General features: G+C 55.2%; 22 protein-coding genes and 1 tRNA gene. 8 read left to right on the forward strand and 15 right to left on the reverse strand.

Annotated features, from left to right (window positions below):
• Positions 1–8: 8 nt before the first annotated feature.
• Positions 9–1217 (reverse strand): aspartate aminotransferase family protein, encoded by a 1209-nt coding sequence (locus tag BJF95_RS08500; RefSeq protein WP_075639035.1) that lies wholly within the window; start codon positions 1215–1217, stop codon positions 9–11.
• 450 nt (positions 1218–1667) lie between these two features.
• Between BJF95_RS08500 and BJF95_RS08505 the strand changes: the two genes are divergently transcribed.
• The gene (locus BJF95_RS08505) at positions 1668–2213 is read left to right on the forward strand and encodes a GcrA family cell cycle regulator (protein ID WP_075639337.1); all 546 of its coding nucleotides are present in this window, start codon (positions 1668–1670) and stop codon (positions 2211–2213) included.
• Positions 2214–2446: 233 nt separating this feature from the next.
• Here BJF95_RS08505 and phoB read toward each other — a convergent pair whose 3' ends face one another.
• The 7 genes from phoB to phoR all read right to left on the reverse strand — a co-directional run bounded on the left by phoB (position 2447) and on the right by phoR (position 10326).
• Positions 2447–3130 (reverse strand): phosphate regulon transcriptional regulator PhoB, encoded by a 684-nt coding sequence (gene phoB, locus BJF95_RS08510; RefSeq protein WP_075639036.1) that lies wholly within the window; start codon positions 3128–3130, stop codon positions 2447–2449.
• 130 nt (positions 3131–3260) lie between these two features.
• A complete protein-coding gene (phoU, locus tag BJF95_RS08515; protein WP_075639338.1) occupies positions 3261–3968 on the reverse strand; it encodes a phosphate signaling complex protein PhoU in 708 nt (235 codons plus the stop codon).
• A gap of 47 nt (positions 3969–4015) precedes the next feature.
• Complete coding sequence (gene pstB, locus BJF95_RS08520; RefSeq protein WP_075639037.1) at positions 4016–4831, reverse strand: phosphate ABC transporter ATP-binding protein PstB; 816 nt, start codon at positions 4829–4831, stop codon at positions 4016–4018.
• 79 nt (positions 4832–4910) lie between these two features.
• Positions 4911–6233: a phosphate ABC transporter permease PstA gene (gene pstA, locus BJF95_RS08525; RefSeq protein ID WP_075639038.1), complete on the reverse strand. Its 1323-nt coding sequence runs from the start codon at positions 6231–6233 to the stop codon at positions 4911–4913.
• On the reverse strand, positions 6230–7717 hold the full coding sequence (pstC, locus tag BJF95_RS08530) for a phosphate ABC transporter permease subunit PstC (protein WP_075639339.1): 1488 nt from the start codon (positions 7715–7717) through the stop codon (positions 6230–6232). The genes pstA and pstC overlap by 4 nt, the downstream gene beginning before the upstream one ends.
• 129 nt (positions 7718–7846) lie before the next feature.
• Complete coding sequence (locus BJF95_RS08535; protein WP_075639039.1) at positions 7847–8872, reverse strand: substrate-binding domain-containing protein; 1026 nt, start codon at positions 8870–8872, stop codon at positions 7847–7849.
• A gap of 194 nt (positions 8873–9066) precedes the next feature.
• Positions 9067–10326 (reverse strand): phosphate regulon sensor histidine kinase PhoR, encoded by a 1260-nt coding sequence (gene phoR / locus BJF95_RS08540; protein ID WP_139317443.1) that lies wholly within the window; start codon positions 10324–10326, stop codon positions 9067–9069.
• A 228-nt stretch (positions 10327–10554) separates the two neighbouring features.
• On the opposite strand from phoR, the gene ppk2 reads away from it, so the two are divergent.
• Positions 10555–11433: a polyphosphate kinase 2 gene (gene ppk2, locus BJF95_RS08545; RefSeq protein ID WP_075639040.1), complete on the forward strand. Its 879-nt coding sequence runs from the start codon at positions 10555–10557 to the stop codon at positions 11431–11433.
• Positions 11434–11446: 13 nt separating this feature from the next.
• Here ppk2 and BJF95_RS08550 read toward each other — a convergent pair whose 3' ends face one another.
• Positions 11447–12679 carry a hypothetical protein gene (locus BJF95_RS08550; protein ID WP_075639041.1) on the reverse strand — a complete coding sequence of 411 codons (1233 nt, stop codon included), beginning with the start codon at positions 12677–12679 and terminating at the stop codon, positions 11447–11449.
• 324 nt (positions 12680–13003) lie between these two features.
• On the opposite strand from BJF95_RS08550, the gene BJF95_RS08555 reads away from it, so the two are divergent.
• The 4 genes from BJF95_RS08555 to BJF95_RS08570 all read left to right on the forward strand — a co-directional run bounded on the left by BJF95_RS08555 (position 13004) and on the right by BJF95_RS08570 (position 17093).
• Positions 13004–13969: an NAD(P)H-dependent flavin oxidoreductase gene (locus BJF95_RS08555; RefSeq protein ID WP_075639042.1), complete on the forward strand. Its 966-nt coding sequence runs from the start codon at positions 13004–13006 to the stop codon at positions 13967–13969.
• 85 nt (positions 13970–14054) lie between these two features.
• Positions 14055–14130, forward strand: a tRNA-Thr gene (locus tag BJF95_RS08560).
• Between the two features lie 37 nt (positions 14131–14167).
• On the forward strand, positions 14168–14746 hold the full coding sequence (locus tag BJF95_RS08565) for a PH domain-containing protein (RefSeq protein ID WP_075639043.1): 579 nt from the start codon (positions 14168–14170) through the stop codon (positions 14744–14746).
• Positions 14747–15119: 373 nt separating this feature from the next.
• Positions 15120–17093 (forward strand): methyl-accepting chemotaxis protein, encoded by a 1974-nt coding sequence (locus BJF95_RS08570; protein WP_075639044.1) that lies wholly within the window; start codon positions 15120–15122, stop codon positions 17091–17093.
• A gap of 75 nt (positions 17094–17168) precedes the next feature.
• Here the strand turns inward: BJF95_RS08570 and BJF95_RS08575 are convergent, their stop codons facing one another.
• The 3 genes from BJF95_RS08575 to BJF95_RS08585 all read right to left on the reverse strand — a co-directional run bounded on the left by BJF95_RS08575 (position 17169) and on the right by BJF95_RS08585 (position 19770).
• On the reverse strand, positions 17169–17912 hold the full coding sequence (locus BJF95_RS08575) for an EF-hand domain-containing protein (RefSeq protein ID WP_075639045.1): 744 nt from the start codon (positions 17910–17912) through the stop codon (positions 17169–17171).
• A 107-nt stretch (positions 17913–18019) separates the two neighbouring features.
• Positions 18020–18739, reverse strand: a complete 720-nt coding sequence (locus tag BJF95_RS08580; RefSeq protein ID WP_075639341.1) for a pyrimidine 5'-nucleotidase — start codon at positions 18737–18739, stop codon at positions 18020–18022.
• An 86-nt stretch (positions 18740–18825) separates the two neighbouring features.
• Positions 18826–19770: a nucleoside hydrolase gene (locus tag BJF95_RS08585; RefSeq protein ID WP_075639046.1), complete on the reverse strand. Its 945-nt coding sequence runs from the start codon at positions 19768–19770 to the stop codon at positions 18826–18828.
• A 184-nt stretch (positions 19771–19954) separates the two neighbouring features.
• On the opposite strand from BJF95_RS08585, the gene BJF95_RS08590 reads away from it, so the two are divergent.
• Together BJF95_RS08590 and BJF95_RS08595 are read left to right on the forward strand one after the other, a co-directional pair.
• The gene (locus BJF95_RS08590) at positions 19955–20383 is read left to right on the forward strand and encodes an Hsp20 family protein (RefSeq protein ID WP_075639047.1); all 429 of its coding nucleotides are present in this window, start codon (positions 19955–19957) and stop codon (positions 20381–20383) included.
• Positions 20384–20429: 46 nt separating this feature from the next.
• Positions 20430–20687, forward strand: coding sequence for a BQ00720 family protein (locus BJF95_RS08595; RefSeq protein ID WP_075639048.1), 258 nt, complete (start codon positions 20430–20432; stop codon positions 20685–20687).
• Positions 20688–20795: 108 nt separating this feature from the next.
• Here the strand turns inward: BJF95_RS08595 and trmB are convergent, their stop codons facing one another.
• The 3 genes from trmB to BJF95_RS08610 form a co-directional block, all read right to left on the reverse strand.
• Positions 20796–21494, reverse strand: coding sequence for a tRNA (guanine(46)-N(7))-methyltransferase TrmB (trmB, locus tag BJF95_RS08600; RefSeq protein ID WP_075639049.1), 699 nt, complete (start codon positions 21492–21494; stop codon positions 20796–20798).
• 5 nt (positions 21495–21499) lie between these two features.
• Positions 21500–22738, reverse strand: a complete 1239-nt coding sequence (metK, locus tag BJF95_RS08605; protein ID WP_075639050.1) for a methionine adenosyltransferase — start codon at positions 22736–22738, stop codon at positions 21500–21502.
• A gap of 174 nt (positions 22739–22912) precedes the next feature.
• A complete protein-coding gene (locus tag BJF95_RS08610) occupies positions 22913–23332 on the reverse strand; it encodes a helix-turn-helix domain-containing protein (protein ID WP_075639051.1) in 420 nt (139 codons plus the stop codon).
• Positions 23333–23360 lie beyond the last annotated feature (28 nt).

Consider the following 23360-nt stretch of genomic DNA (forward strand, 5'->3'; position numbering starts at 1 on the left):
CCTGTTTTTCAAGCCTGCGCTGCGCTGGGGGCAGCCTTTGCGGACAAGGCCTCGGCGGCCTGCTCAATACGCTTCAAACCCTCGCGGGCTTCTTCGGCGGTGATGGTCAAGGGGGGCAGCAGACGGATAACATTATCCCCCGCTGGCACACCCAGAATATGCTCTGCTCGCATGGCAAGCAGCAATTCCGATGAGGGCTTGATTGCCTTGATGCCAAGCATCAGGCCCTCGCCACGCACATCGTCAATCACGTCCGGGAAACGGTCTTTCAGCGCGGCCAGCCCCTGGCGGAACACCAGCGCGACATCGCGGACATTTTGCAAAAATTCATCGGTCAACACCAGATCCAGCACGGCATTGCCAACCGCCATGGCCAGCGGATTGCCGCCATAGGTGGTGCCATGAACGCCCGCCGTCATGCCGGATGCCGCTTCTTCGGTGGCAAGGCAAGCGCCAAACGGAAAGCCGCCGCCAATGCCCTTGGCAATTGCCATGATATCGGGTGTCATGCCTGACCACTCATGGGCAAAAAACTTACCCGTTCTGCCAACGCCGCTCTGCACTTCATCCAAAATGAGCAACAGGCCCTTTTCATCGCAAATGGCGCGCAATTGCTTCAAGAATTCCTTGTCCACAACCCGAATGCCACCTTCGCCCTGAATAGGTTCGATCAACAGAGCAGCCGTTGCGTCAGTGATCGCAGCGTTGAGCGCATCCAGATCACCGAAAGGCACCTGATCGAAGCCGGGAGCCTTGGGGCCAAAGCCTTCCAGATATTTTTCCTGACCACCAGCGGCAATGGTGGCAATGGTGCGGCCATGGAACGCACCTTCAAAGGTGATGATGTGGAATTTTTCCGGATGGCCTTTTGAGTAATGGTAACGGCGCGCGGTCTTGATCGCACATTCCAACGCTTCCGCACCTGAATTGGTGAAAAACACCTTATCGGCAAAGGTTGCTTCAGCCAGCCGGGCTGCCAGGCGCTCCTGACCGGGCACTTCATAAAGGTTGGACAGATGCCAAACCTTGTCGGCCTGCGATTTCAACGCTTCCACCAGATGGGGATTGGAATGGCCGCAGGATGTCACGGCAACGCCGCCTGCAAAATCAAGATATTTCTCACCGCTCTCGGTGAAAAGCCAAACGCCCTCTCCTCGCTCAAAACGCAGCGGCGCACGTGAGAACGTGTTGAACAGCGGCGTAGTATTCTGAGCCATGACGGAAAATCCTTTATCCAACGGCAATCTAAACGGACATTCCACAGTCCTTGCGGCGGTGGAAAATTAAAAATGCCGCCATCACGGCGGCCATTGTGCATCTTGGGTTGACCAGCAACACCAAAAGTTTGCAGCCGCACTATTCCGACTTAGCGCCTCATTGTCAACAAAACATCGAGATCTCATGACTTTCAGGCACGCATGAAAAACGGACGCCCAAGACTCGAAAAAAACGCAATCGGCAGCAAGTTGGGGAAAAGCACGAATTTCGATTCGTGATGATTCGCCGACTCTTGTCACGGAGTCAGGCTCACACTAGGTTAATGTCTAATTACTAGACTGCATGCGGCGGAATAGTCACCAACAATTCGAGGCAAGTTGGGTTTCGGACCTCCCGAGATCGTGGTGATGGATTCTGCGCAAACGCACGCAACAGGCGGAGATTGCGGCATGAACTGGACAGACGAACGAGTTGAAAAGCTCACAAAACTATGGGCAGAAGGTCTGAGCGCGAGCCAGATTGCTACCCAGCTTGGCGGCGGTGTCAGTCGTAACGCCGTGATCGGCAAAGTTCACAGACTTTGCCTGCCGGGCCGCGTCAAAGCGGGAGGTGCCACATCAACACCGACGCGCACAGCACCAAAGCGCCCGGCGGCACCAGCTCCACGCGCACCAAACTATCCTGCGCGCACCATTACCCGCACAGCACCACGCGCAGATGACACGGTTGCGCTGAAGCAGGAGATGGACATCCAGCCTCTGGAAGACAAGGTTGAGCTGGCTGTTGTCAGTGGCACTTTGCCAACATCACGCCGCCTGACCCTGACAGACCTGACCGAGCGCACATGCAAATGGCCGGTTGGCGACCCGATGACAGACGACTTCCATTTCTGCGGCTGCGACAGCATGGACAGCTCGCCCTATTGCAAATACCACGCAAAACTGGCCTACCAGCCTGTAAATGAGCGCCGCCGGGCTGCTGCCACGGCACGTTAAGCGACGAACCAAAGCCCCCCTATTTCACGCATGAAAATGCGTGAAAGCAGAGAGTGATCCCGTTTTCGCATTTTGTCGCGTCAAGCCTTTTCAGGCCAATGCTGTTTCCGCCACTCAACATTGAACCAAACACAAAAAACGGGCCTGTTGGCCCGTTTTTGCTTTGTGATATTGACAGCGCCGTAGGCTTACGATGAATTCCGCTGTCAGGAATTATGCCTTAAGGAATGCCCTTAAGCTTCCATGGAATAGCCGGCACCGCGCACGGTGCGGATCACATCCTGCATGTTGGAGAAATTCAACGCCTTGCGCAGGCGTCCAACGTGAACATCCACGGTGCGCTCATCCACGTAAATGTCATGGCCCCAAACACCATCCAGAAGCTGCGAGCGTGAAAACACCCGGCCCGGCGAGGCCATCAGGAACTCAAGCAGACGAAACTCGGTTGGCCCGAGACGCACTTCGCGGCTCTTGCGGTGCACGCGATGGGTCTCGCGATCCAGCTCAATGTCACCGCATTTCAACACGCTGGACAGAACTTCCGGCTTGGCGCGTCGCAGCATGGCCTTGACGCGCGCCATCAGCTCTGGCGTGGAAAAGGGCTTGACCACATAGTCGTCAGCACCAGTTGAAAGACCGCGCACGCGCTCGCTCTCTTCGCCGCGCGCCGTCAACATGATGATCGGCAAGCGCTCTGTTTCAGGGCGCATCCGCAAACGGCGGCACAGCTCGATGCCAGACACACCTGGCAACATCCAATCCAGGATCAACAGATCCGGCACGCGCTCCTGCAGACAAATTTCGGCCTCATCCCCGCGCAACACGGTTTCGACCTCATATCCTTCGGCTTCGAGATTATATCGAAGAAGAACGCTCAGCGCTTCTTCGTCTTCAACCACAGCAATCTTCGGCAGCATTCGTTCTCATACCTTCAATGAGAGCCAGACAGTGCAAAGGCCTTGCCACCATGGCAAAACCTCTGTTCATGATCCCCTCACCTCAAACATGCCTGACGCGCCCCGCATCAGGCATGAATTACCCTTGGATTTACTCGACAACGCCCACAGCCGTCGTCGTATCATCTTTCGGCCGCTCACCTTCCGGCTGCGCACCCGTGGTCATGTAATAGATCGTCTCGGCAATATTGGTGGCATGGTCACCAACGCGCTCAATGTTCTTGGCGCAGAACAGCAGATGCGTGCAGGTGGTGATATTGCGGGGATCTTCCATCATATAGGTCAACATCTCGCGAAACAGCGAGGTGTACATTGCGTCAATTTCTTCATCGCGGTCGCGGATCGACTTTGCCTTTTCCGCCGAGCGTGTGGTGTACACATCCAGCACTTCCTTCAGCTGGGTCAGCGCCAGCTCGGAGAGATGCTCGATGCCACGTGCCAATTTGCGTGGCACGCCGGTGCCCTGCACGGCCATCACGCGCTTGGCGTTGTTTTTGCCCATGTCGCCAACGCGCTCCAGATCGGAGGCAATGCGAAGGGCACCGATGATTTCGCGCAGGTCCGCCGCCATGGGCTGACGCTTGGCAATGGTGACGATCGCCTTATCGCCAACATCGCGCTCGGCCGCATCCATGATCGTGTCATCGGAAATGACCTTCTGGGCAAGGGCAGCATCCGAATTGACGAGGGCGCGAACAGATTCGGCCACCATCTGCTCAGCAAGACCGCCCATCTCAGAGATGCGACGCATGAGATATTTCAATTCCTCGTCAAAGGCAGTGTAGATATGCGCTGGCATGGCCATTTCCTCAACTTAACGGATTGTTTTCGACGTCGGCCAAATGCTCAACCGAAGCGTCCCATGATGTAATCCTGGGTGCGCTGGTCATCGGGATTGGTGAACATTTTGTCGGTGTCGTTTTCCTCAACCAGCTGACCAAGATGGAACATGGCCGTACGCTGCGACACGCGGGCCGCCTGCTGCATGGAGTGGGTGACGATGACGATGGTGAAATTGGCGCGCAGCTCATGGATCAACTCTTCCACCTTGGCGGTGGCAATCGGGTCCAGAGCCGAGCAAGGCTCGTCCATCAAGATCACTTCCGGGCTGACCGCAATGGCGCGGGCAATGCACAGACGCTGCTGCTGACCACCAGACAGGCCGGTGCCAGCCTCATGCAAGCGGTCCTTCACCTCATTCCAAAGGCCAGCGCGTTGCAGGCTCTTCTCGATGATCTGATCCATATCAGCCTTGTTGCGCGCCAGACCATGGATGCGCGGGCCGTAAGCCACATTTTCATAGATTGTCTTGGGGAATGGATTGGGCTTTTGAAACACCATCCCAACCCGCGCACGCAGCTCCACCACGTCGATGGAAGGATCATACACATCCATCTCATCCAGTGTGATGCGACCCGTCACGCGGCAGCCATCAATGGTGTCATTCATGCGGTTCAATGTGCGCAGGAAGGTAGACTTGCCGCAGCCGGAAGGGCCGATCAACGCCGTCACCGTGTTTTCGCGAACATTGAGGTTAACGTCAAACAAGGCGCGCTTTTCACCGTAATAAACGGACACATCCTTGCCGACCATTTTGTAGTTCATCTCATTCATTTTCTGATCCAGCGCCTTTTCCACTGCTGATTCGGACATCATGTTCATGGAACTTACTCCTCTGACTTTCTCAATCGCGCATTCGCAGATGAAAAGCCGTCCACATTTCTTTCAGGGGCGGCACCGACTACCAGCGCCGCTCGAAACGCCGCCGCAGCAGAATAGCTCCGACATTCATGATCAACAGGAAGAGAAGCAGAATGATGATCGCACCGGACGTCCGCTCGACAAAGGCGCGCTCTGCTTCATTGGCCCACATGTAGATCTGCACCGGCAAAGCCGTTGAAGGATCCATGGGTGTTGCCGGATAATCGGCCACAAAAGCCACCATACCAATCAGCAAAAGCGGAGCCGTTTCACCCAGGGCATGCGCCAGACCAATAATGGTGCCGGTCAGGATGCCTGGCATGGCCAGCGGCAGAACATGGTGAAACACCGTCTGCATTTTCGATGCACCAAGGCCAAGCGCTGCCGAGCGAATGGAGGGTGGCACAGCTTTGAGCGCCGCACGGGTGGCGATGATAATGGTTGGCAAGGTCATCAGCGTCAGAACCAGACCACCCACCAGCGATGCCGAGCGTGGCAGACCCATGAAGTTGATGAACACCGCCAGACCCAGCAAACCAAAGACGATGGAAGGAACCGCCGCCAGATTGTTGATGTTGACCTCAATCAGGTCCGTCCAGCGATTTTTGGGCGCAAACTCCTCAAGATAGATCGAGGCCGCCACACCAATGGGCAGGGCCAGCACCAAGACGATCAACATCATATAGGCAGAGCCGATCAAAGCCACACCCACGCCGGCCGCTTCCGGGCGGCTGGATGCACCGTTGAAGAAAATGCCGGTGTTGAACGTCTTGTGCAAGGAACCACTTGCCGCCAGCTTGTTCATCCATTCGATCTGCTGATCAGAGATCTTGCGATTGGCCTCATCGGTGGTGAGGTCAAACTGACCTTTGAAAGCGGAGTCAATAGTGGCGCTGGCCAGCACCGAAATCGGCACTGTTTTGCCAATCACCGAAGGATCGGCCATGACCACGGACCGCAATTGAATGCGTGCACTATCCGACACCATTTCCATAAGGGCTTTCATGGCCGGGCGGTTGGTGGTTTCCAGACCCAGCTCCTTTGCCAATGCATTGCGCACAAGCAGAGGATAATTGGCGGGCAACAAAACATCCGGGTTGGTGGCGCGCTGATTGTTCGGATCAATGATCTTCTGGCTGAATTCCACCGGAACGGTGATGGTGGTTTGCAAAAAGGCCGTGTAACCCTTCGACACCACCGAGCTCAGCAGCAGGGCCAGAAAAATCAGGCCAAAGCTGATGGCCGCAATGCCGTAGGCGCGAAAACGACGTTCAGCAGCGTAGCGACGCTTGATACCAATATCGCGGCGCGGCGCTTTAGCACCGGCAATAGCGGCAGAGCCTTGAGAGACAACATCACTCATTCGTACTGCTCCCGGTATTTGCGCACGATATAAAGCGCATAGATGTTAAGGCAAAGCGTGATGGCAAACAGCGTAATACCCAGCGCAAAGGCCACCAGCGTCTGCGGCGAGGTGAACTCCAGATCGCCTGTCAACTGATTGACGATCTTGACGGTCACGGTTGTCATCGGCTCAAACGGGCTGAACTGAATGCGGGCTGCAACACCTGCCGCCAGCACCACAATCATGGTTTCACCCACGGCACGCGAAGCGGTCATCAGCAGCGCGCCGACAATGCCCGGCAGTGCGGCTGGCAAGATCACATTCTTGACTGTTTCCGAGCGCGTTGCACCAAGCCCCAGCGACCCGTCTCGAAGCGAGCGAGGCACTGCGGTGATAATGTCATCCGACAGCGAGGACACGTAGGGGATCAACATGATGCCCATGACGAAGCCGGCGGTCAAAACACTTTGCGCCTGAATAAAGCTGGCAAAGTCGCCGGTGGCGATGCCGCTGATTTTGGCGGAAATATCGCGCAGGAACGGCCCGACCGAGGTCAGCGCGAAAAAGCCGTAAACGATGGTTGGAATACCCGCCAGCACTTCCAAAAGCGGCTTGGTGACAGCGCGCAGCTTTGGCGAAGCATATTCAGCCATGTAGATTGCCGAGAAAAGCCCGACAGGAACCGCAAACAACATGGCAACCGCGCCAATATACAGCGTGCCCAGCAACAGCGGGATCAGACCAAACTGGCCACCGGTATCGGCAGAGCCAGCGGCTGCAAACCGCGGGTCCCAGACCACACCAAAGAAGAATTTCCACGCGGGAACCGCCTGGAAGAAATGCACCGTCTCGCTGAACATCGACAGGATAATGCCGACCGTGGTCAGAATGGCTATGGACGAGCACAGGATAAGCGCTGCCAGCATGACCTGCTCAACGCGATTGCGTGCCCGAAAGCGCGGCGCAATCATCCGCATACCAAGGGCGGCACCGGCAACCGACAGCACAATCGTCACCAGGGCCATGGCGATGCCGTTGACGGCATTCATGCTGTTGAGCGATTCCGCTGCTTTCAGCATGTAAACGTCTGGCTCACCGGCCAGCGGCACACCATGATCACCAAGAATAGTGCGCGCGGTGGCCGGGTCGGCGGCCTGCAACTTGCCCAGCGTATCAGCATCAAGATCGCGCATCCCCCGCGCGATCGACATGATCGTACCGTAATTCAAATTTTGTGTGGCAGCGGCCTCCGAGTGAGCCTGCTGCGGCAGCGCTTCGCGCACGCTTGTCTCAATCACTCTGGGCGCAATCGACAACCAGACAGCCAGAACAAGAAAAGCGGGAACAACCGCCATCACCGCAACAAAGCTGCCGTGATAGCCATAGCGAGAATGAAACGTGGATGCCTTGCCACCAGCGAGAGACGCTGCGCGCGATGCCCCCATCAGGTAGGACACGACCCCGATCGCGATCACAATAAACAACAGTATGGATAGACTCATGTACATCCCCGGGTCACCATACCCCTACCCTCGAAGCGCAGGGAGAAAAGGTTGACAGATCACGATTGAAGGCATGACCTGCCGAAACGAAAGTTGGCGCGGATGAAACACCCGCGCCAGTTTTGGATCTTACTTGCCAGCCGTGAACTTGGCGCGGAATTCTTCGCGCTCTTTCTCAGGAGCAGGAACCAGGCCATAGTTTGCCAATGGGCCGTCGTCACCAATCATCTGCTCGGACAAGAAGAAATCAACATATTCCTTCATGCCTGGGATCACGCCCAGGTGCGCCTTCTTGACGTAGAAGAACAGCGGACGCGACACTGGATACTTGCCAGTGGCAACGGTTTCAACCGAAGGCTTAACGCCAGAAATGGTGGCAACCTTGAGCTTGTCAGCATTGTTTTCGTAGAAGGACAGGCCAAACACGCCAACAGCGGTCTTGTTGGCCGAGATGCGGGCCAGCGTTTCGGTGTAATCGCCATCGATATCAACAGCCTTGCCGTCTTTACGAACAGCAATGCACTTCTTGGCAGCATCCTTATCGCCAACAGCAGCCTTGATCACGTCAAGTGCGCCGGTGTCCTTGCAGCCCTGCTGCAGAACATTGACTTCAAACACTTCACGTGTGCCGTGCTTTTCGCCAGGAATAAACGCCATGACGTCCGTATCTGGCAGAGCCTTGTTGACCTCAGACCACTTCTTGTAAGGGTTGGCAACCAGCTTGCCATCCACCACAACTTCGGCAGCCAGCGCCTTGTAGATGTCGCTCGGCACCAGAGCCAGATCCTTGTTAGACGCGTCAACGGCGAAAACGATACCGTCGTAGCCGAACTTCACTTCCTGAATTTCAGTGACGCCAGCAGCCTTGCACGCTTCAGCTTCCGACTTGTTGATCGGGCGCGATGCATTGGCAATATCAATGGTTTCCGGGCCAACGCCCTTGCAGAACTCCTTCAAGCCAGCGCCCGTGCCGCCAGATTCAACAACAGGTGTCTTGAACTTGGGGAAGGTTTCGCCAAAGGTTTCAGCAACGATCTTGGCATAAGGCAAGACGGTGGAGGAACCAGCAACCTGAACCTGATCGCGGGCAGCAGCCACACCGGTAAATGCAACAGATGCGACCAAAGCCGCTACAGAAAGTCTCAGCATGTTCATAAATCTCTCCCGAGAATGAGCTTTTGTTTGGGAAGCAGGCGTCCCCCGCCTGCCTTCGCCGTGCTCCGGCTGCCTGTACTTAGCGCCCGATGGGCTTAGCTTTTATGTCACTTTGATGAAACATTTATGACAGTCTAATTCATTGAATTATTTATAAAAATAAGAATCATCTAAAAGAATTTATGACATTCATGTCAAAACCGCACGGTAAAGTCTGTTCCAACCCCAATTTCTGATCGAATAATCAGGCGCGCGCGGTGGCGGGTGAGAATATGCTTAACAATTGCAAGCCCAAGCCCTGTGCCTTTTTTGGATCGGCTGTCGGTGACACTGACCCGATAAAACCGCTCGGTCAGGCGCGGCACGTCATCGGCGGGGATGCCCGGACCTTTATCAACAATGCTGACTTCCACGGCTTCCGAGGTCTGACGCAGGAAGACATCCACCTCCTTGCCTTCCTGCCCATATTTGCAGGCGTTTTCAATCAGGTTTTCAAACACCTGAATAAGCTCATCGCGGTCGCCCGTCACCTCAATCGGCTCTTCTGGCAAATGCAGGCGCAAATCCAGATCCAGCTCCGTCGCCAGCGGGCTGAGGGAGTCGCGTACATGGCTCAGCACCGGCTGCAAGGCCACTTTCTGGTCTGGTGCCAGATGTGCCTTCAATTCCAGCCGCGAGAGCGACAAAAGATCATCCACCAGCCGGCTCATGCGGTTGGCCTGATCCAGCATGATGCCTAAAAACCGCTCGCGCGCCTTGTCATCATTGCGCGCTGGTCCCAGCAGCGTTTCGATAAAACCGCGCAAGGACGCTAACGGCGTGCGCAATTCATGGCTGGCATTGGCAACAAAATCCGAGCGCATGCGATCGAGACGGCGCAGTTCGGAAATATCCCGAAAGGTCATGACAAACAGCGCCGAGCGTCGCTTGAGCTGCGGCAAAGCCAGCGGTGCCACCCGCACCACAAACACGCGCTCAGACGGCAGAACTTCGGAGTGCTCGATCTGATTGGGCAAACCGTTGCCCACGGTTTCGCGCACCATATCGAGAATGCCAGGAGAGCGCCAACGGGCGGAAAGGTGAACGCCAGCAGTCACCACACCAAAGGCCTTTTCTGCGGCAGCATTTTGAAAGGCAACGGTGCCATCGGCACCAAACACCAGACAAGGCAGCTCGATGGCCGCAAAGGTTGCCTTGAGCAAACCCTCCACATCCTCCGCCGAGAGCGGAGCAGTAGACGATGCTTTTTGCACCACAACGGGAGCCTCAGTGCCATCAACGTCACCGTAAAGCATGATGACAACCAGCGAGAACACGAACAGGATGATGCTGAAAACGGGATTGGCACCCGCCAGCGCCGCACTGCCAGAGACGAGGACATCCAGAAGAATAAAATCCCAACGACGACGAAGCCTTTGACCAAACACACGCAAGGGCGACAAAAAATACTTCAAGGCAAACCTCGGCGTGAGACTGTATCAGGATCTGGACATTTCAAAGAAGGACTACATCTTATCTCTCCAGCATGACAGAATTGTACCGCCTTAGGACAGTGTTGCATCACATAAAGTTGCAACAAAGGTGCGCGTATCGGTGAATATGCCAACAAGCTATTGAAGATTTTTAATATTTTATCATTTATCCCATCGAAAGAGCTGCAAAAAACAACTGTGGAGAATGCAATGATTGATGCGATTGCCAGCCGCAAAGTGTCCCTTAAAATCAATGGCCAGCAGCGCGACTTTGACATTGATGATCCAGTCCTGCCCGATTGGGTAGACAAGAACGCCCTTTCGTCTGGTGGCTACCCTTATGATAAAAAACTGAAGCAGGACATTTATGACGAACAATTGCGCGTGCTGCAAATTGAACTGGTGAAAGTTCAATTCTGGCTGCAAGCCACAGGGGCCCGCGTGATGGCGCTGTTTGAAGGCCGCGACGCCGCGGGCAAGGGCGGCACGATCCACTCGATTTTATCCTATATGAACCCGCGTTATGCCCGCAATGTCGCCCTGACCAAGCCGACGGAGACGGAAAAGGGCCAGTGGTATTTTCAGCGCTACGTCGCCGAATTTCCAAGTGCGGGCGAATTCGTGCTGTTTGACCGCTCCTGGTACAACCGCGCGGTAGTCGAGCCAGTGATGGGCTTTTGCACGCAGGACCAGTACCGGCATTTTATGGAGCAGGTGCCAAGGTTTGAAAAACTGATCCAGCAGGACAATATCCACTTCTTCAAATTCTGGCTGGATATTGGCCGCGAAATGCAGATCCTGCGGTTTCATGATCGCCGCCACGATCCGCTCAAAGTCTGGAAACTCTCTCCCATGGACATTGCGGCGCTCAACCGGTGGGATGACTATACCGAAAAGCGCGACCGGATGCTGAAAGAAACCCATTCCAAGGAAGCGCCCTGGACGGTGGTGCGGTCCAACGACAAACGCCGCGCGCGCCTCAATGCCATCCGCCACATCCTGTTGTCACTGGACTATGAGGGCAAGGACCTCAAGGCGATAGGCGAGATTGACGGGAAAATCCTCGGCAAGCCATCCGCCATTCTCTGATGGGCGCGTGGCATTATTGCCCGGGCAGAACGCGGATGGAATAGACGTTGATCCCGGCACCATTGCCGCTCATATCGGTATTGATGACGAATTGGCCGGGTGCGCTGGGAGCAACCGAGGCTGGCAAGGTCACCCGAAACAGCAAGTCTGCCTGCTCCGGATTGGCTGTGAACCGATGACGGGAACACCCTCCCAGCCGATCAAACGCGCAGGATACCGCAAACTGCACCGGCTTCTCACCTGAGGATTGCACGGTGATGGCAATTGTCGAGGTTTTGCCCACCATTTCGCGCAGGATATCTGGCGAAACGGTGAAAATTGCAGCGCCATCCGGATCTGAACTGCGCGAGGCAATCTTGACGGCCTGCCCATCGCTGGCACCCATAACCTCCACCGTGGCGTTCGGGCCTGCCTTGACCGCGCGGGCATCGCTGGGCTTGAAAATATCCAGCCAGGCGCTGGAAAACCCGCGCAGCGGATCAATGGTCTTCGGCTCCTGGCTATCGCCCGAAAAATCATCGGCAGAGGCTGTGGGCTGCGGCGTTGGCACGCCAGTCTGGCGCTCTGCTGCGGTCAGAAGAAGGCCAGTCGAATAGACCCACCAGGCGGCAATACCGATAGAGCTGAGAATAACCACGAAGATAAAGATGCGTGAGAACAGGCCACGGCTGCGACGCGGCTTGGCTGCGGCTTTGCCGCGTTTTTTAGACCCACGCTTGGATGGTTTTTCATGGACGACATCAGACGCAGGGGCTGCCTGACGACGCTCTCCCATAACGACATCCATGGAGGGGCGATCATCACGCTCGGCCCTCACATCATCCAAAGATGAATGGCTGTCTTCGGCGTGATCACGATCTGCACCAAAGGAGAGCGCGCCTGCATCCTCTGCGGCAGGCTCTTTGGGTCTGGCCACAGGAGGAACGTTCGGCTCAGCCGCACGCGGCTGAGGGACGGGCGGCACGGCAACAGGCGGCGGCGCTGCCGCTGCAACAGGTGCTCCATCCGGCGGCGCAACATGGGCCTGCGCTTTCAGACGCTCGCGCTCTTCCTGCTCGATAGAATGAATCGTCGCTTCAAGTTGATGACGTTGCTCGGCCACTGTTTCGGGATCATTGACGCCCTGCTTGCGCAAACCGGACTCCAGCGCCTGGCGGGCAGATTGATAGATCCGCGCCCGCACCTCCGCTTTTGTGCGGTCCGACCGCTCCAACGCGCTTCTAATCGCCGTTTCCAATCCGCTCACGCCTGATCTTTCCTCATACACCGTGCCGGAACCATGCCAGCTCACACTCACTTGATGCGAATCGGTAACGGCTGCCTAGACAAACCGCAAGCCCGCCCGCACACCTTTATCACGCCGTGCACCATATATGGGGACAAGAGCAGTCAATATCAGCCATTCACAATCAGCCAGTCCCATCCATGCGCCAACCCAACAGGATCGTCGCACAGATTGCGGCAACCCCGCCAAGGACAGCACCTTTGGGAAAAGATCGCTCTTTTCAATCGTCAATGGCTCTGCTATCTTTTTGACGTTTACGGAAACGTCAAATATTTGAGGTGTGCAATGGCCCTTCCAGCAATTCTCTCCCGTCATCTCACCTTGCCGGTTGTGGCATCTCCTCTCTTCATTATTTCCCACCCTGCCCTGACGCTGGCGCAATGCAAGGCAGGCGTGGTTGGCTCTTTTCCGGCGCTGAATGCGCGCCCCGCAGCCCAACTGGATGAATGGCTGGCCGAGATCACCGAAAATCTGGTGGCCCACAATGCTGCAAACCCTGAAAGGCCCGCAGCCCCCTTTGCCGTCAACCAGATCGTCCACACCTCGAACAAACGTTTGGAGCATGATCTGGGCCTGTGCGTGAAATACAAGGTGCCCATCGTCATTTCGTCGCTGGGTGCCGTGCCGGAGGTCAATGCCGCCATTCATTCCTATGGTGGCATTGTGCTGCATGATGTCATCAACAACCGCCACGCCAACTCGGCCATCCGCAAAGGAGCGGACGGCTTGATTGCTGTCGCCGCAGGCGCTGGCGGCCATGCCGGCAGGCTCTCGCCTTTTGCGCTTTTGCAGGAAATTCGCGAATGGTTTGATGGACCGCTGTTGTTGGCAGGCTCCATTGCCAATGGCGGTGCGATTTTGGCAGCCCAGGCCGCCGGCGCCGACATGGCCTATATCGGCTCGCCCTTCATTGCCACCGAGGAAGCACGCGCTTCCGAAGCCTATAAGCAGGCTTTGGTTGAAAGCAGCGCCGATGATATTGTCTATTCCAACTATTTTACCGGCGTGCATGGCAATTACCTGAAATCCTCCATCAAGGCGTCTGGCCTTGACCCCGATCATCTGCCCGAAGCAGACCCGAGCAAAATGGATTTTGAAGCCGCCACAACTGGCGCGAAAGCATGGAAGGACATCTGGGGCTGCGGTCAAGGCATTGGTGCGATCAAGTCTGTCCAGTCTGTCTCGGCGTTGGTAAGCAGGCTGGAAAGCGAATACCATGCAGCAAAAGCCAGGATTTGCGAAAAAGCGTAACAGATCAGAAAAGGCATCTTGAAATCAGCAAAGTTTGCCTGTATCCACCCGCACAGACTGGAAATCGCTGATCGCGGTTTCCTGGGCCGCTTTAGCTCAGGTGGTAGAGCACATCATTCGTAATGATGGGGTCGCAGGTTCGAGTCCTGCAAGCGGCACCAGAACAAAGGCCTTTATCCTCAAAGAGCGGGTTGTTTCATGCAGTACACCATTGAACGTGAATTACGTCCTGGTGAAAAACTGTTATGGAAGGGAAAACCTGCCACGGGTCTCAAGCTTCGATCATCTGATATCTTTCAAATCCCGTTCAGTTTGTTTTGGGGAGGTTTCGCACTGTTTTGGATGTTTGGAGCAATCAATGCGACATCTCAAAATCAAACCGATCCTATCGCCCATATCTTTCCATTTTTTGGCATCCCTTTCGTTGCGATGGGAATTTACCTCATTATCGGTCGATTTTTTGTCGATGCAAAAATTCGCGCCAATACGGACTACGCCGTTACCAACGAAAGGGCCATTATCGTCTCTGGTGTTTTTTCACGAAAAGTGAAATCTCTGAATTTGAAGTCCATACCGGATATTTCCCTCAGCGAGAAACCCGATGGCAGCGGCACGATCACATTTGCAGAATCCAGTTCTGCCCTTGGCGGCTGGATGGGCGCAAGAAACAGTTTTCCGGGCTTGATGAATAACCAGGTGCCATCATTTCAAATGATTGCCGACGCGCGACGGGTCAGCGACATCATTCATAAATCGATCCACCAGGGCCAACACTGAAAAGCGGCAGCATTTTTATCTCCGCCTCGGTAATTTATTTCACCAACATAGACAGGATCGCCGACAGCGCTGTGCGCCCAATTGCGCGCACAAAGACTTGCTGTCGTTCTTGATCTCTGCGGGATAATTTTCACATCAAATCAATTCTGGCTTCGGGTGAAAACGATGCGGTATTGTCTGTTTTGCGGTCTGCTTGGCCGCGAAACCACGCATCTCAACAGCATCTCAGAGTTTGATTGTTTCAATTGCAGACAGCGGAAATTGGGTAGCATTTTCAAGCCTCCGCAACCTTAACTTATAATTAATTCATAATGTCGCATAAACAAATAAACATATCAGACTGTGCTCAGCGATTCGCTTCAGGAAAATTGCTATGACTTTGAAAATTTCGGCTCGTCTTATGATTATGGCTGGAGCAGCACTTGCTCTGATTATCGCGCTTGGGCTTATCAGCTATAGTCAAATCTCGGTGGTTTATTCAGCGGCTTCAGACACACGGCAAGTGTGGATGCCTCGCATGGCAAAGCTGGACGCCATTCAGTTCACTATGTTGCGGTACCATACCACGACAATCCGCAAGACCATTGCTGTGGACCCGGCTGAAATCAAAGGTCTGGATGACGAATTTGTGGAAATGGACGCATCCATCCCCAAATCCTATGCGGCGTTCAGCGCCACGCTGCGCAACGAAACAGAGAAAAAGCTGTGGGCCGATTTTGAAGCAAAATGGGCAACCTATCTCGTCGCCCAAAAGACCATCATGGCAGCGGTTGCCGCCAAAGATATGCCTGCTGCCGTGGCCGCCATTGCACCTGCACGCGATCCGCTGGTTGCGTCTTTCGTTGCCCTTGGAGAAATCATCAAGGCAAACGACAAGGGGGCGGATGCATCGGGCTTTGCGGCACAAACCGCCTATGACACGTCGTCTTACATTACCATCGGGCTGATTATTGCTGGTATCGTGGTGATGACCTTGCTGACCATCTGGATCATCATGGGCGTATCGAAACCCATTACCCGCATGGTCCGCGTGATGCTGCAGATTTCCGATGGAAAGCTTGATGTGACTGTGCCTGACGCCAATCGCCACGACGAAATTGGTGAAATGGCAGGTGCCGTGGAAATCATGCGTCAGGCCAGCGTCGCGAAATTGCAACTGGAGGCGGACGCTGAGAAAAATCGTATCAATGCGGAAAAGGAAAGAGAAGAGGTTCAGCGCAACGCCGAGGCCGACGCAGAACGCCGCTTGAACGAAGCAACGGGCGCTCTCGCCTCTGGCTTGAAGCGTTTGGCGGGCTGCGATCTGTTGTGCGAAATTGATCAGAAATTTGCAGATCAATTTGAGCCATTGCGCCACGATTTTAACGCATCCGTCAACCAGCTTCGCACCGCACTTCTTGCCGTTGGTCAGGTTGGCAAGGGTGTCACCAATGGTAGCGGCGAAATTTCGCAGGCCTCTGATACGCTTGCCAAGCGCACTGAGCAACAAGCGGCTGCTCTGGAACAAACTGCAGCGGCTCTGGAACAAATTACCGCCAATGTGAAGGCCACATCGCAACGAACAAGTGACGCGCGTGATCTGGTGCGCGATGCCCGCCAACATGCTGCAAACTCTGCAAACGTGGTCAGCAATGCGGTTTCGGCCATGGAACGTATTGAGGAAGCATCCAGCAAGATCACACAGATCATCAGCGTGATCGACGAGATCGCGTTCCAGACCAATCTTCTCGCCTTGAATGCCGGTGTTGAAGCCGCCCGCGCCGGTGAAGCTGGCAAAGGCTTTGCCGTGGTTGCCCAGGAAGTGCGCGAACTGGCCCAGCGCTCGGCCAATGCTGCCAAGGAAATCAAGGCGTTGATTGGCAATTCCGAGGCCGCTGTGGGCGAAGGCGTCAAGCTGGTCAATGATACGGGCGTAGGGCTGGCGACCATCTCCAAGGCCGTCGAAGATATGAACCAGCACATGGATGCGATCGCCACAGCGGCACAGGAACAGGCGTCGGGCCTGACCGAGGTCAACACTGCGGTAAACCATATGGATCATGCAACCCAGCAAAATGCCGCAATGGTGGAAGAAATGAATGCCGCAGGTGCCAGCCTTGCCCAGGATAGTCTTCGTCTGTCGGAACTGATTATGAAATTCCGCACTGGAAATGACGGTGCCATGGCGACACCCGCCACCGTGGCAAGACAAACCTCACCCGCACCAGTGCGCGTGACAAAACCGGCACCGGCACCAGCCAGACCAACCGCTGCACCGACCCGTGCCGCCACCGTCCGTGCGGCACCTCAAACACGGGCTGCTCAGGCAACGGCCACAGCCTCGCAAAATGACTGGGAAGAATTCTGATCCATACAAGATGACAGGGCCGTGTGTTTTACTAAACACTCAGCCCTGTCATTTCAACATCCTGACGCTATGACTTTATGGCGCAAGCGGCGGTGCCTGTGGGAAGTCATCGGCAGAGATAAAGCCGTCTTTGTTGGTATCCAACTTGGTGAACAGCTTATCCAGAGCCGCATCGGCTTCGGCCTTGCTGATCTGACCATTCTCATCGGTGTCGATGCGCGACATCAACCACATCGGACCCATCATCTTGCCCATCATGGCATGGCGGTTATGCCAGCCATCCCGCATGCCGTGCTTATGGTGACCTGGTTTATGGTGCTCTGGGCCACGCAGTGCGCATCCATCCATCTGGTCATCCATAGGGCCACCCATGGCGTCACCAGGCTTGGCACTGGCATCATCCGCGCCTTTTGCCTTTTCATCCGTCGCCGGCGGCTTGGACATTTCAGCCTTCCAACTGGCCTTCCATGCCTCCATCCGCGCTTCATGGAATTTCTTCAGCTCGCCAGGCGTGATCACACCATCCTTGTTTGTGTCAATGGCGGCAAACAGCTTGTCTTCGGCTGCTTTGGCCTCCTCTTTCGAGATTTTGCCATCTTTATTCGTATCAAACTGCTGGAGGGCGTAAATAAACATCCCGGCACGACCATGCATCATCATAGGACGCGGCCCGCAGGCCTCCATCATCCGCTCGTGATGTCCCGCACCATCACGGCCGTCTGCGCCCGGCTTGCCATCCTTGGCGAAGACTGCGCCATAGGAGGCTCCGACCAGAAGGGTTGCGGCAAGGGCTGATGCGGTTGTCTTGGTGACATTCATGATATGTCCTTTCATCGTTGATGAAAGGACCTTAGCCACATGCCAAAATGGCCGCCACTTAACGATCGGTAATGGTCGTTACAAATGCGTAATGTTGTAATTCATAACTAAACTGCTGACAGAATATTGCGCAAAAAGCCCTTCAAATCATCCGTGACATAATCAATGTGACTTTGATCTTCTGAGCCATCAACGCGCTCCCATTGCTCCAGCACCGTGCCATCGGACACTTGGGGCACCAGCAGCACGGTTTTCATGCCCAGCGCTTTGGGAGCCAGCAGATTGCGCGGCAGATCCTCAAACATCACAGCCTCGCGCGCGGCAATGCGATGCAGAGCGGCAAAAGCGTCGTAGGTCTGACTTGCGGGCTTGGGCTGATAGTCTGCCGCGACAATATCAAAGATATCATCGAAATGATCGAGAATGCCCAGCGCGCGTGCAGCATCCTGCGCATGTTGCACGGTGCCATTGGTAAAGATGAATTTGCGGCCCGGCAAAGCCTTGATCGCCTCGCCCAGATCCACATCGGGCGTAAGCCACGAATAATCGATCGCATGGGCCTTGGCCAGAAAATCGACCGGATCGACGCCATGATGCAGCATCAAGCCCGCAAGCGTCGTTCCATGTTCATGATAATAGCGCTTTTGCACCATCCGCGCTTCATCGGGCGCAAGCTGAAGCAAGTCAGCCACAAAGGCCGTCATATTACGATCAATCTGGCTGAACAGATTGATGTGATGCGGATAAAGCGTGTTGTCGAGATCAAAGACCCAGTCTCGGACATGGGCGAAATCGGCAGGCGTGGGCGAAGCGGTTGATATTGTCATACCCATTCAGTGCCACGGGTGCCGACAAAAGAAAACAGCCAAGCGCGTGGTGGTGGAAATTTTATCCACCACCACGCACTGCTTACTCAAAGTCGCGCTAGGCGCTCTGTCAGCAATTCAAAGAAACCATCCGCATCGACATTGCGCATGTAGGTCGCATTGGCGGCTCGATCTGTCACATGCCACCAGTCAACCACCGTCATGCCAACTGTCAGCTCGGAATCCGCTTCAATCTCGACATTGCAGGTGCGGCCTGAAAACAGCTCTGGCCGAATGAGGTAAGCAATCACCGTTGGATCATGCAGCGGGCCGCCGTCGGAGCCGTATTTTTCGATATCGAACCGCTCGAAAAACTGCAACCATTGCACCACGACATCAGAGACACGCGACCCGATGGCCTGAATACGCGCCACCCGCGCCTTGGTGGTCATCAACTGATGGGTCACATCCAGCGGCATCATGACGATTGGAATGCCCGAAGCAAGCACGATCTTGGAGGCCTGCGGGTCGACATAGATATTGAATTCGGCGGCTGGGGTAATATTGCCGCCCTCAAAGCAGCCACCGCCCATCATCACCAGTTCCTTGACGCGCGGGGCAATATCCGGGGCCTTTTGCAGCGCCAGCGCAATATTGGTCTGCGGCCCAAGGGTGCAGAGTGTCACTGTGCCCGGCTCTTCGCGACGGATGGTATCAATGATGAAATCCACGGCATGCTGATCCTGCACCAGCATGGTCGGCTCATCAACCTCGGCACCATCAAGGCCGGTCTTGCCATGCACATGCTCTGCCGTCACCTGTGGCCGTTGCAAAGGCTTGAGCGCGCCTTCATACACCGGCACGTCTGTGCGGCCAGACAGCTCACAGACAATGCGCGCATTGCGGCTGGTCATTGACAGCGGCACATTGCCGGCAACAACGGTAAGGCCCAGCACCTCCACTTCGTCTGGACTGCCCAGCGCCAGCATGATGGCACAAGCGTCGTCCTGACCGGGGTCGGTATCGATGATGATCTTTCTGGCTTTCTGCATGGTCCGATATTCCTTAACTGCGGTCACCTGTGATGACTGCCGCGCCAGCCTGTTGTCAAGACGACATCTGTTTTCGAACGCTGATCGGGGCGCTTATCTAGGCGCTTGTCTGCGCCCTTGGTCATACCCATATAGGGAGCGACCATCCGAGAATACGGTTGATTCTGATGAGCCGAGGACCAATATGCGCCCAACAAAATCTTTCGCCACTCCGCTGCTGCTGGGTTTTGAGCTCAGCGAGAGCCTGATCAGTCAGCTTGCGCGCGCCAATGATGGCTATCCACCTTATAATATCGAATTGGTGCGAAAACCCGATCAGGCAGAGAGCGACAAGCTGCGCATTACGCTGGCTGTGGCCGGTTTTAGCGATGACGATCTGGATGTCACGGTTGAGGGCAACCAATTGGTGATTCGCGGATGCCAAAGCGAGCGCATGGACGCCGATTATCTGTTTCGCGGCATTGCCGCACGGCAGTTTCAGCGCAGTTTCGTACTGGCCGATGGCATGGATGTTTCCAGCGCCCGCCTGAGCAACGGCCTGCTCGTCATCGAACTTTTTCGCCCAAACCTTCACCAAACAGTGAGAAAAATTAACATTTCCGCCTCAAACTAGGACCATGGCGGAGTGAACTCCGCTCCCTCCCTGAAGGAGATTCGGAATGTTGATCAAAGAAGCTACCCCAAACCTGTCTCTTATGGAGCTGACGCATCTCGGCTCAGGCGAAGTTGGTTATATCCGCAAAATTCGCTTCGAAGACGTGTCGCGCTGCTTTCCCGACGCCCCGGAAATTGACCCCAGCACAGATCTCTGGGCCTTGTTCGCCGCCGATGGCACACCGATTTTGCTCACAGACAATCGCTCTTCCACCTTCTTCAAGGCGGCCGAAGATGATTTGAAAACCGTTAGCCTGCATTAAAATCCATAGCTTTCGCATCCATGCGAAAGCGTGAATGCAAAAAGGACTGTGCGAGACCTCCCGCACAGTCCTTTTCTATTTTGCATGATCGTCTGTTCAGGCGTCTGTTCAGATTTTCTTGAAGGTCAGATAGGCCGATGAGCGGCCTTCGCGGCGGGCCTTTGCTTCATAGCGTGTTCCCGGCCAGTCTTCATAGGCGGTGAGCCAATCGCTCGCACTCTGCGCCTGCCAATCAAAGCCGCCGTGGTCGCGGCAATGCTGCAAGGTCCAGTTCACATAGGTATCAATGTCGGACGCGAAACAGAAAGTGGCACCGGGCTTGAGAACGCGATGAAAGCGCTGGAGATTGACCTGCGACACAAAGCGCCGTTTCCAATGCTTCTTCTTGGGCCATGGGTCGGCGTAGAGCAGATCAATCTGATCAATCGATTCCGACGGCAGCCAATCGAGCAATTGCGTCGCATCGTCATTATAGACGCGGATATTGGGCAGCCCTTCTTCGTCGATCACCGCCAGCAATTTGGCCATGGAATTGACGAAGGGCTCAACACCGATAAATCCGGTGGAGGGGTTGGTTCTGGCGCGATGGGCCAGATGCTCGCCCCCGCCGAAGCCGATTTCAAGACGAAGTCTATCCACAACAACGGGGAAGAGTGTTTTCAAATCAGCTGGAGCCGCTGCCTCAAGATCCACCATGCGCTCGGGCAACAGATGCGTCATACGCTCTACTTGCTGCTCACGAAGCGGTTTTCCCTTACGACGACCGAAAAAAGCTTCGGTCGCCCGGCTGCGGCGGTCCAGTGTCATGTCAATCAAGCCTTCATTGCGTCCTTGAGTGGCTTGACCAGATCAAGCTTTTCCCAGGAGAAAGAGCCATCGCGCCCTGCCTTGCGACCAAAATGGCCGTAAGCAGAGGTTTTGGCATAGATCGGCTTGTTTAGATCCAAATGGCGGCGAATACCAGTCGGCGACAAATCCATCACCTTGGCAATGGCTGCTTCCACCTGATCTTCAGAGACAGTGCCGGTGCCGTGCAGATCAACGTAGATCGACAAAGGCTGCGCGATACCAATGGCATACGAGATCTGAATGGTGCAGCGCTCGGCAAAGCCAGCGGCCACAACATTCTTGGCCAGATAGCGTGCCGCATAGGCAGCAGAACGGTCAACCTTGGTCGTGTCCTTACCCGAGAAAGCACCGCCGCCATGAGGGGCTGCACCGCCGTAGGTATCCACAATGATCTTGCGACCTGTCAGGCCAGCGTCGCCATCAGGGCCGCCGATGACAAATTTGCCGGTGGGGTTGATGTACCACTTGCAATCGTCAGCCACCTTGAGATCGCCAAGCGCTTCAAGAATGTAAGGCTCAACCACCTGGCGCACCTTGGCCGAATCCCAGCTGTCTTCCAGATGCTGGGTGGACAACACGATAGAAGCCACTTCCGCAGGCTTGCCATCAATGTAGCGCACAGTCACCTGGCTCTTGGCGTCTGGGCCAAGCCGGCCAACATCGCCTTCGCCCGCTTTGCGGGCAGCAGACAGCAGTTGCAGGATCTTGTGGGAATAATAGATCGGGGCAGGCATCAAATCCGGGGTTTCGGTGCAGGCATAGCCAAACATGATGCCCTGGTCGCCAGCGCCTTCGCTGTTGTCGTGGTCAGACGCCTTATCCACGCCTTGCGCAATATGGGCTGACTGCGAGTGCAGCAACACGTCAATCTTTGCTGTCTTCCAGTGGAAGCCGCTCTGCTCATAGCCAATGTCGCGCACGGCTTTGCGGGCTGCGGCCTTGAACTTGGCAGGATTGATGACCTCATCGCCATTCTTGTCGGTTTTCATCAGGCTCGCAGGAAGGCGAACTTCACCGGCAATGACGATGCGGTTGGTGGTGGCCAGCGTTTCGCAGGCGATGCGCACGGTCCAGGGATCAACGCCGGTCTTTGCCGCTTCGCGGTAAACCAGATCGACGATTTCATCGGAAATGCGGTCGCAAACCTTATCGGGATGGCCTTCAGAAACGGATTCACTCGTAAACAAATAATTTGAGCGCATGCGGGATTCCCCTCAATGAACTAGGTCACGATGTGTTAGAGCCTCAGCACGCTAAAAACAAGAACACAACGACATAAATATATCTTTATGTCAGCATTCCTTTCGCGAAAGTGACCAAGGCACAAAAAAAGCGGCCCGCACGCCGCTTTTTTTAAAACCAATGATGAACGCTGATTACTCAGCGTCTGCTTCAGCCGACAGAGCCTTGACCAGGTCAACAACTTTGCGACGGACTTTCGGATCATTAATCTTAACAAATGCTCTGTTGAGCTGCAGGCCTTCGGACGAAGACAGGAAGTCAACAACGTAGTTCGAGCTTGCAGCTTCCGAGAAGCCAGCACCACCGGCAGCCTGTTCGCCTGGTGCATCTTCAAAGAAGAACGACACTGGAACGTTCAGAATGGTGGAGATGTTTTGCAGGCGGCTGGCACCCACACGGTTTGTGCCTTTTTCGTACTTCTGAATTTGCTGGAATGTGATCCCGAGGGCTTCACCCAACTTCTCCTGGCTCATACCCAACATGGTACGACGAAGACGAATCCGGCTACCGACATGAATGTCGATCGGGTTCGGTTTTTTCTTGTTTTCGAGCATGTCACAATCCTGACAATAGTTAGCAGTG

Source organism: Rhizobium oryziradicis (genome assembly GCF_001939045.1).
Taxonomy (GTDB): domain Bacteria; phylum Pseudomonadota; class Alphaproteobacteria; order Rhizobiales; family Rhizobiaceae; genus Allorhizobium; species Allorhizobium oryziradicis.

What these genes read in the sequence shown, in the direction of transcription:
- BJF95_RS08500 (WP_075639035.1), bottom strand. Translation starts at nt 1,217, where the DNA reads ATGGCTCAGAATACTACGCCGCTGTTCAACACGTTCTCACGTGCGCCG.
- BJF95_RS08505 (WP_075639337.1), top strand. Translation starts at nt 1,668, where the DNA reads ATGAACTGGACAGACGAACGAGTTGAAAAGCTCACAAAACTATGGGCA.
- phoB (WP_075639036.1), bottom strand. Translation starts at nt 3,130, where the DNA reads ATGCTGCCGAAGATTGCTGTGGTTGAAGACGAAGAAGCGCTGAGCGTT.
- phoU (WP_075639338.1), bottom strand. Translation starts at nt 3,968, where the DNA reads ATGCCAGCGCATATCTACACTGCCTTTGACGAGGAATTGAAATATCTC.
- pstB (WP_075639037.1), bottom strand. Translation starts at nt 4,831, where the DNA reads ATGAACATGATGTCCGAATCAGCAGTGGAAAAGGCGCTGGATCAGAAA.
- pstA (WP_075639038.1), bottom strand. Translation starts at nt 6,233, where the DNA reads ATGAGTGATGTTGTCTCTCAAGGCTCTGCCGCTATTGCCGGTGCTAAA.
- pstC (WP_075639339.1), bottom strand. Translation starts at nt 7,717, where the DNA reads ATGAGTCTATCCATACTGTTGTTTATTGTGATCGCGATCGGGGTCGTG.
- BJF95_RS08535 (WP_075639039.1), bottom strand. Translation starts at nt 8,872, where the DNA reads ATGAACATGCTGAGACTTTCTGTAGCGGCTTTGGTCGCATCTGTTGCA.
- ppk2 (WP_075639040.1), top strand. Translation starts at nt 10,555, where the DNA reads ATGATTGATGCGATTGCCAGCCGCAAAGTGTCCCTTAAAATCAATGGC.
- BJF95_RS08555 (WP_075639042.1), top strand. Translation starts at nt 13,004, where the DNA reads ATGGCCCTTCCAGCAATTCTCTCCCGTCATCTCACCTTGCCGGTTGTG.
- BJF95_RS08565 (WP_075639043.1), top strand. Translation starts at nt 14,168, where the DNA reads ATGCAGTACACCATTGAACGTGAATTACGTCCTGGTGAAAAACTGTTA.
- BJF95_RS08570 (WP_075639044.1), top strand. Translation starts at nt 15,120, where the DNA reads ATGACTTTGAAAATTTCGGCTCGTCTTATGATTATGGCTGGAGCAGCA.
- BJF95_RS08575 (WP_075639045.1), bottom strand. Translation starts at nt 17,912, where the DNA reads ATGAATGTCACCAAGACAACCGCATCAGCCCTTGCCGCAACCCTTCTG.
- BJF95_RS08580 (WP_075639341.1), bottom strand. Translation starts at nt 18,739, where the DNA reads ATGACAATATCAACCGCTTCGCCCACGCCTGCCGATTTCGCCCATGTC.
- BJF95_RS08585 (WP_075639046.1), bottom strand. Translation starts at nt 19,770, where the DNA reads ATGCAGAAAGCCAGAAAGATCATCATCGATACCGACCCCGGTCAGGAC.
- BJF95_RS08590 (WP_075639047.1), top strand. Translation starts at nt 19,955, where the DNA reads ATGCGCCCAACAAAATCTTTCGCCACTCCGCTGCTGCTGGGTTTTGAG.
- BJF95_RS08595 (WP_075639048.1), top strand. Translation starts at nt 20,430, where the DNA reads ATGTTGATCAAAGAAGCTACCCCAAACCTGTCTCTTATGGAGCTGACG.
- trmB (WP_075639049.1), bottom strand. Translation starts at nt 21,494, where the DNA reads ATGACACTGGACCGCCGCAGCCGGGCGACCGAAGCTTTTTTCGGTCGT.
- metK (WP_075639050.1), bottom strand. Translation starts at nt 22,738, where the DNA reads ATGCGCTCAAATTATTTGTTTACGAGTGAATCCGTTTCTGAAGGCCAT.
- BJF95_RS08610 (WP_075639051.1), bottom strand. Translation starts at nt 23,332, where the DNA reads ATGCTCGAAAACAAGAAAAAACCGAACCCGATCGACATTCATGTCGGT.